The sequence below is a fragment of the Stenotrophomonas sp. SPM genome, from assembly GCF_003105135.1.
GTDB lineage: Bacteria > Pseudomonadota > Gammaproteobacteria > Xanthomonadales > Xanthomonadaceae > Stenotrophomonas.
In genome coordinates, this window is sequence record NZ_QETL01000048.1 from 20,992 (window position 1) to 28,162 (window position 7,171).

The following is a 7,171-nucleotide window of genomic DNA, read 5'->3' on the forward strand; positions in this document are numbered from 1 at the left end:
CGCGGGTAGCGCCGGGCCATGCCCGGCGGCTTTTCCGCTGCGCTCGCCGGGCACGGCCCGGCGCTACCGCTTACTTCTTCTGGTACTTCGGTACGAACTGCTGCTGCACCGCTTCGGCCAGCTGGTCCGGCGGCAGCAGGCCCTGGTCGAGCAGGAAGTTGTTGAACGCCAGTCGATCAAACTTCGCGCCCAGCGCCAGCTCGGTCTGCATGCGCAGTTCGAGGATGCGGGTGTAGCCGTAGAAGTAGCTGCCCGCCTGGCCCGGCATGCGCACCATGTAGCGGTCCAGTTCCTGGGTGGCCATCGCCTTGGACAGGCCGACCTGCTCCATCAGCACACGCTCGCCGTTGGCACGGTCGGTCAGGCCGAGGTTGAGCATCGGGTCGAGCATGGCGCGGGCCGCGCGCAGCAGGCGGAACTGCAGCGCGATCATCTGCCCGTCCAGCGGCTCGTACGGCACCATCTCCGCCTCGGCGTACAGCGCCCAGCCTTCCACGTTCACCGAATTGAACGCGAACATGGTGCGCGCCAGCGACACGCCACGCTCGACCATCGCAGTGAACTGCAGCTCGTGGCCTGGACGGCCTTCATGCGCACTCAGCGTCCACGCCGCCGCACCGAAGTTGAAATCATCGTACTGCGCACCCGGGCCTGCGGCCGGGTTGCCCAGTGGCAGCACGAAGGTGCCCTGCTGCCCGGTGTTGTTGACCAGCGGCGCCGGCAGGAAGTGCGGGGCCGGGCTGGCGGCGCTCTCCGCCGCCGACCCCAGGCGCATCTGCATGGCGCGCTTGGGCACGTCGACGATGCCGTGTTCGCGGATCAGCGGATCGATCGCGTCGATCACCTTGCGGTAGTGGCCTTCCAGCTGATCGTCAGCGATCTTGTCGGCCTTCAGCGCGCGGATCACCGCCACCGGGTCGCTCGGGTCGGCGACCTTCAGGCCCTTATCCTTCGCCACCAGCGGCGCCAGCTGCTGCATCGCCGAGCGGGTTTCCATGAATTCCAGCTGCGCACGCTGCATCAGCAGCTTCGGATCGATGTCGATGCCGACCTGCTTGAGCTGGAACGCATACAACGGGGCCGGCAGGCGTGCGTCGGTGCGCGCCTTCGGCAGCACTTCCTTGCGGGCCCAGGCGGCGTAGTCCTTCATCTGCGTGGCCAGGGCCTTCATTGCCTCATCGGCGCCGGCAATCTGGTACTTCTTCAGCAGCGACTCGATGCCGGTGATGTAGGTCTCGACGTTGTCCAGCGACTGCTGCACTTCGATCTGCGTGGGCTGCAGCAGCGTGTTGTCCTTCAGGCGTTCTTCGTAACGCTGGCGGGCCAGCGTGGTGAACGCGGTGCCGCCCGGCTGCAGGCCAGCATAGGCCTTGAGGCGGTCGAGCGCCTTGGCCCGGCGCTCGGCGGGCACCTGGTCGGACAGCAGCAGGTTGAGGCCGCTGAACACCGTCTGCGGCGCGTCGCTCCACGGCAGCAGGTACTTCTCGTTGAGCGTGCTGCCTTCGATGTTCTGGTCGGCGGCGTGGATCATGATCGCCAGATCCTGGCGAACGTTGGGATCCTTCTCCGTGGCCAGCTTCGCCTTCAGCTCATCGCGGGCCTTGGCGATCGCCGCGCGGTAGCGCTTGCCGTTGTCGGGGCCAAGGTCGGCCACCTTGTCGTCGTAGCCGGGCACGCCGAAGAAGCCGGTCTCTTCCGGCTGGAACGGCCCCTGCGCGTCCAGCAGGATCTGCGCCAGCGCATTGCTGCGGGCGACCCAGGCCGGGCTGGCCGGTGTGGCGGCCTTGGCAGCCGGCGCGGCCAAGGCCGGCGGTGCGGACAGCAGCGGTGCGGCAGTCAGGGCCAGGGCAACGGCGAACGCAATCGGCTTCATGGTGCACTCCAGGACAGGGTTGCCCGCACCCTACGCGCTCAGCGCGGTGGCGACAATCGGCCGGAGGTCACAACGCCGCGGTCAGCGGGCATTCGCCGCGATCACGGCAGGCCTGCAACTCGCACTCTCCCGCAGCCTCGTCGTCATCCAGCGCGGTCAGATCGAAGGTCTGCTTGTCTTCGGCCAGTACATACATCACCGGGTAATCCCAGACTTCATCGCGACGGCTGCCCTGCACGAACAACCGTCCGTGCGCATGCGGTCCTTCCAGCGCAACGGTCAGGCCGACATCGCGCTGGCCGTTGATCGCGGTCTGCATGCTGCCCAGCGGCATCGATTCGATATGCAGCGGCTCGCCGAAGGCTTCCACCAGTTCGATGCTGCAGCCCGCGCGACGCAGCGCTTCGCGCATCGGCGGGCTCTCGCGTGCCGCCTCGCTCCAGCGCAGCACGCTCCAGGTCACCACGCCACCTGCGCCGCCCAGCAACAGCACCACCGACAGCGGCATGGCCCAGCGCCAGTGGCGGCGCCACCAGCCAGGGCTGGCAGCGCGGTGGCCGGGGATCGGCGGTGGCAGATGCATCGGCGGGCTCCTTCCCGTGGGTCCGTCAGGGCTTCAGGCAGCGGTCCAGGAAGGCCTCGGCTGTGCGGTAGCGGTGCAGCGCATCGGCACCGGACAGACCGTGCTTGGCGCCGGGGTAGGTCATCAGTTCAAACGGCTGGCCACGCTTCTGCAGCGCGCTCATCAGGCTGGTCGAATTGGTGAACAGTACGTTGTCGTCGGCCATGCCGTGGATCAGCAGCAGCGGCGAGCGCAGGCCCTCGATGTGGGTGAGCACCCGCGCTTCGCGGTAGCCCGCTTCATTGCGCTTGGGGAGGTCCATGTAGCGTTCGGTGTAGTGGCTGTCGTACAGACCCCAGTCGGTGACCGGTGCGCCGGCCACGCCGCAGGCATAGCTGTCCGACGCCTTGGCCAGCAGCATCAGGGTCATGTAGCCGCCGTTGGACCAGCCCTGCACGCCGATGCGCGCCGGGTCCACCCACGGCTGCTGCTTCAGCCAGGCCACGCCACGGAGCTGGTCGGCCACTTCCACCGTGCCCTGCCTGCCGTACAGCGCGCCGCCGAAGTCACGGCCGCGGCGCGGGGTGCCGCGGTTGTCCAGCGAGAACACCACATAGCCCTGCTGGGCCAGGTACTGGTTGAACAGGTGGTCGCCACGGCCGGGCCAGCTGTCGGTGACGGTCTGGCTGGCCGGGCCGCCGTACACGTACACCGCCACCGGGTAGCGCTTGGACGGGTCGAAGCCGGCCGGCTTGATGATGCTGTAGTTCAACGGGGTCTTGCCGTCGGCGGCGGTGAGCGTGCCGAACTCGATCGGGCGCTGCGCTTCGCGGTAGCGCGCATACGGGTGCTTGGGATCGGACAGGTCGTTCTCGAGCAAGGTGGCGATCTTCTCGCCGTTGGCCCGGAACAGCTCGATCTGCGGCGGCGTGGTGCTGTTCGACCAGGTGTCCACGTAGACGCTGGCGTTGCGCGCGAAGCTGGCGGTGTGCATGCCCGGCGCCTTGGACAGGCGCTGCGGCTGGCCGCCCTGCAGCGACACGGCGTAGATCTGGCTTTCGCGCGCCGAATCGATGCCGGCACGGAAGTAGGCCTTGCCGGCCTTTTCATCGACGGCCAGCAGTTCGTCTACCGACCAGTCACCGCGGGTCAGCGCGGTGGTCTTGCCCTGGGCATCGATGCGGTACAGGTGCTGGAAGCCGGTGCGCTCGGACGACCACAGCACGCTGCCATCGTCGAGGAAACGCAGGCTGTTGTGCAGCGGCACCCAGGTCGGGCTGGTCTCGTGGGCGAGCACGCGCTGGCGGTCGGAATCGAGCGCCACTTCCACCAGGTCCAGCAGCTTCTGGTCGCGCGACTGGCGCTGGTAGGTGACGTGCTTGGCATCGCGCCAATCGACGCGGGCCAGGTAGATGTCCTGCTCCTTGCCCAGGTCGACCCAGCGCGGCTGCGCGTCGGCCGCCGGCGCCATCACGCCCAGCTGCACGCGCACGTTGGCATCGCCGGCGGCCGGGTAGCGTTGTTCGACCACGTCGGTGCGGTCGGCGTAGACCTCGTAGCGCTTCTGCACCGGCACCGGCGCTTCGTCGATACGGGCGAAGGCAATGGCCGAATCATCCGGCGCCCACCAGTAACCGGTGTGGCGGTCCATTTCCTCATCGGCGACGAACTCGGCCACGCCGTTGCCGATGGTCGCGCTGCCGTCGGCGGTCAGCTGCAGCTGCTTGCCGCTGGCGAGGTCGATCACCCACAGGTTGCGGCCGCGGATGAAGCTGACGAAGCCGCCCTTGGGCGACAGCTTGGCATCGGTGGCAAAGCCTTCGCCGTGGGTCAGCTGGCGCACGGCCGCTGCGCCCTGCTGCTTCAGGTCGTACAGGTACAGCTCGCCGCCCAGCGGGAACAGCAGGCGCTGCGCGTCCGGCGACCACTGGTAATCGACGATGCCGGTCATCGCGGCGATGCGCTGGCGCTCGCGGCGGGCCTTCTCTTCGTCGCTGAGGGTTTCGGTGCCGGGCAGCACCACCTTCGAATCGACCAGCAGGCGGGTCTGGCCGCTGCCGATGTCGTAGCTCCACAGGTCCAGCTGGTTGCGGTCGCTGTCCTTGCCGCGCAGGAAGGTGACGCGCGAGCCGTCCGGGGCCACCTTGGGCTTCATCAGGGTCGGGCCGGACAGCGGCAGCGGGCCGGTGATGGCTTCCAGGGTGAGTTTTTCAGCGTGGGCGGCAGTGGTGGTGGCGAGCATGAGGGCAAGCGAGGCGAACAGGTGGCGCATGGGACATCCCGGGCAACGTCAGCGTCCATCCTAACCAAGCCGGTGCGCGAAGGCAGCATGACCTTCTGCCCATGGCCAGGCGGGGTCAGATCCCTTTGCCGGGCAAAGGTATCTGACCCCGGCCTCTGCAACCTTCAGCGCTGGCCGAACAGGTGCTTGCGCTCGTCCTCGCTCATCGGCTTGCCAGCGTTGGGGTTCACCTGCTTGCTCAGGGCGTAGGCGCGCTGGGTGGCCGGGCGCGCGGCGATGGCGTCATGCCAGCGCTTCAGGTTCGGGAAGGCGGCGAAATCGACCGGAATCTTGTCGTAGGCGCCAACCCACGGGTAGCTGGCCATGTCGGCGATGGTGTATTCATCGCCAGCCAGGTAGGCGTGCTCGGCCAGGCGCTTGTCCATGACCCCGTGCAGGCGCCGCACTTCATTGTCGTAACGCTCGATCGCGTACGGGATCTTCTCCGGCGCGTAGACGTTGAAGTGGCCCATCTGGCCGCTCATCGGGCCCAGCCCGGCCATCTGCCAGAACAGCCATTCCAGGGTGGTGACGCGGCCGCGCGGGTCGCTGGGCAGGAACTGGCCGGTCTTTTCAGCCAGGTACAGCAGGATCGCGCCGGATTCGAACACGCTCTGCGGGGCGCCGCCATCGGCCGGGGCATGGTCGACGATGGCCGGCATCTTGTTGTTGGGCGAAATGGCCAGGAATTCCGGCTTGAACTGGTCACCCGAGCCGATGTTGACCGGGTGGATGCGGTATTCCAGGCCGGCTTCCTCCAGCAGCAGGGTGACTTTGTGGCCGTTGGGGGTGGGCCAGTAATACAGGTCGATCATGGCGTCGGCTCGGGGTTCGGAAGGAATCTGAAGTCTAGTGCGTGCGTTGGCTTGGCACCGTCATGGTGGCCCGGTAACCTCGCCTCTCCCTCGAAACGCAGCATCCCCCGCATGAGTGCAAACCGTCCGCCGCTCTCCCCGCTGTCCAACCTGATCTTCGCCTCGCGCTGGCTGCAGCTGCCGCTGTACCTGGGCCTGATCGTGGCGCAGTGCGTTTATGTGTTCCTGTTTGGCAAGGAACTGTGGCACCTGATTTCGCATTCGGCCTCGATGGGCGAGCAGCAGATCATGCTGATCGTGCTGGGCCTGATCGACGTGGTGATGATTTCCAACCTGCTGGTGATGGTGATCGTCGGCGGTTACGAGACCTTCGTGTCGCGCCTGCGCCTGGAGGGCCACCCGGACCAGCCGGAATGGCTGAGCCACGTCAACGCCAGCGTGCTGAAGGTGAAGCTGGCGATGGCGATCATCGGCATCTCCTCGATCCACCTGCTGAAGACCTTCATCGCCACCGGCGCGCTGGGCGGCATCCCGCTGTGCACCCCGGAGCAGATGAACATCGCAGCCGCCAACATCGGCGCCTCCAAGTGCTCGATGCTGACCGCCGACGGCGTGCTGTGGCAGACCATCATCCACTGCGTGTTCATCCTGTCGGCGATCGGCATCGCCTGGACCGACAAGCTGATGTCCGGCAGCCACGACAAGGCTGACAGCCACGGCAAACCCGGCGCGCACTGAGCCACATGGCCGATGGCGACCGCTTTTGTCGCCATCGGCACGGCCCATCCCCTTGTGCGCAAGGGTGGGCGGGATGCTAGATTGCACCCTCGCCGTTGCCGGCGGCGGCGTCGGGAAACGCCAGCCGCCACGCCCGGACCCCGGTCCCGGCCATGCAGATCCACGGCTTACGTAACGTCGTCTTCTAAAGGGGAGCAGGATGTCGCACGTCACAACGATTGCTGCCGCGCGCCGGTGGATGCCGGTTGCCCTGGCACTGGCACTGGCTGCCTGTTCGGGCAAGGAAGAAACACCAGCACCGGCCGCCGAAGGCGCTGCCACGCCCGCCACCACGCCTGCCGCACCGGCCGTGGCGGCCAAAGTGCAGTCGATGGGCACCGAACAGCTGCGCGATTCGGCCAGCCGTGCCCTGGCCGAGAACCGCATGTACGCGCCGGCCGGCGACAACGCCATCGAGTACTACCTCGCCCTGCGCGACAAGACGCCGGACGACGCCTCGGTGAAGAGCGCGCTGACCGACCTGCTGCCCTACACCCTGATTGCCGCCGAGCAGCATCTGGGCCGCGAGGACTTCGCTGAAGGCCAGCGCCTGGTGGCCCTGATCGAGAAGGTCGACCCGTCCGCGCCGGCCCTGCCGCGCCTGAAGGAAGGCCTGACCAAGGGCGTGCAGGTGGCCGCCAAGCGCACCGAGGACGAGACCGCCAAGGTCAAGAAGGACGCCGAGGACCGCGCCAAGCAGCTGGTTGAACAGCAGCGCCTGGCCGAGCAGCGCGCCAAGGAAGCCGACGCGGCCAAGCAGATTGCCGCCCAGCAGGATGCGGCCCGCCGCGACAGCGAGCGCCAAGACGCCGAACGCCAGGCCGCCGCGCGTCGCGAGGCCGAGCAGAAGCAGCAGCAGGCCG

The 7,171-nt window shown here is 67.6% G+C and carries 6 protein-coding genes; 2 read left to right on the forward strand and 4 right to left on the reverse strand.

What is annotated here, in order from left to right; genetic code table 11:
- Positions 1 to 70: 70 nt before the first annotated feature.
- The 4 genes from DCO49_RS11705 to DCO49_RS11720 form a co-directional block, all read right to left on the reverse strand.
- On the reverse strand, positions 71 to 1,873 hold the full coding sequence (locus tag DCO49_RS11705) for a DUF885 domain-containing protein (protein ID WP_116864186.1): 1,803 nt from the start codon (positions 1,871 to 1,873) through the stop codon (positions 71 to 73).
- Between the two features lie 67 nt (positions 1,874 to 1,940).
- Entirely contained in the window at positions 1,941 to 2,456 is a 516-nt protein-coding gene (locus tag DCO49_RS11710) for a cytochrome c oxidase assembly factor Coa1 family protein (protein ID WP_116864187.1), read from the reverse strand.
- Between the two features lie 25 nt (positions 2,457 to 2,481).
- Positions 2,482 to 4,707 carry a S9 family peptidase gene (locus DCO49_RS11715; RefSeq protein WP_116864188.1) on the reverse strand — a complete coding sequence of 742 codons (2,226 nt, stop codon included), beginning with the start codon at positions 4,705 to 4,707 and terminating at the stop codon, positions 2,482 to 2,484.
- A gap of 134 nt (positions 4,708 to 4,841) precedes the next feature.
- On the reverse strand, positions 4,842 to 5,531 hold the full coding sequence (locus DCO49_RS11720) for a glutathione binding-like protein (protein ID WP_116864189.1): 690 nt from the start codon (positions 5,529 to 5,531) through the stop codon (positions 4,842 to 4,844).
- 111 nt (positions 5,532 to 5,642) lie between these two features.
- Here DCO49_RS11720 and DCO49_RS11725 point away from each other — a divergent pair, with 111 nt between their 5' ends.
- Positions 5,643 to 6,269: a TIGR00645 family protein gene (locus DCO49_RS11725; protein WP_116864190.1), complete on the forward strand. Its 627-nt coding sequence runs from the start codon at positions 5,643 to 5,645 to the stop codon at positions 6,267 to 6,269.
- A 199-nt stretch (positions 6,270 to 6,468) separates the two neighbouring features.
- Positions 6,469 to 7,171: energy transducer TonB (locus DCO49_RS11730; protein ID WP_116864192.1), on the forward strand; the 703-nt coding region annotated here is incomplete at its 3' end.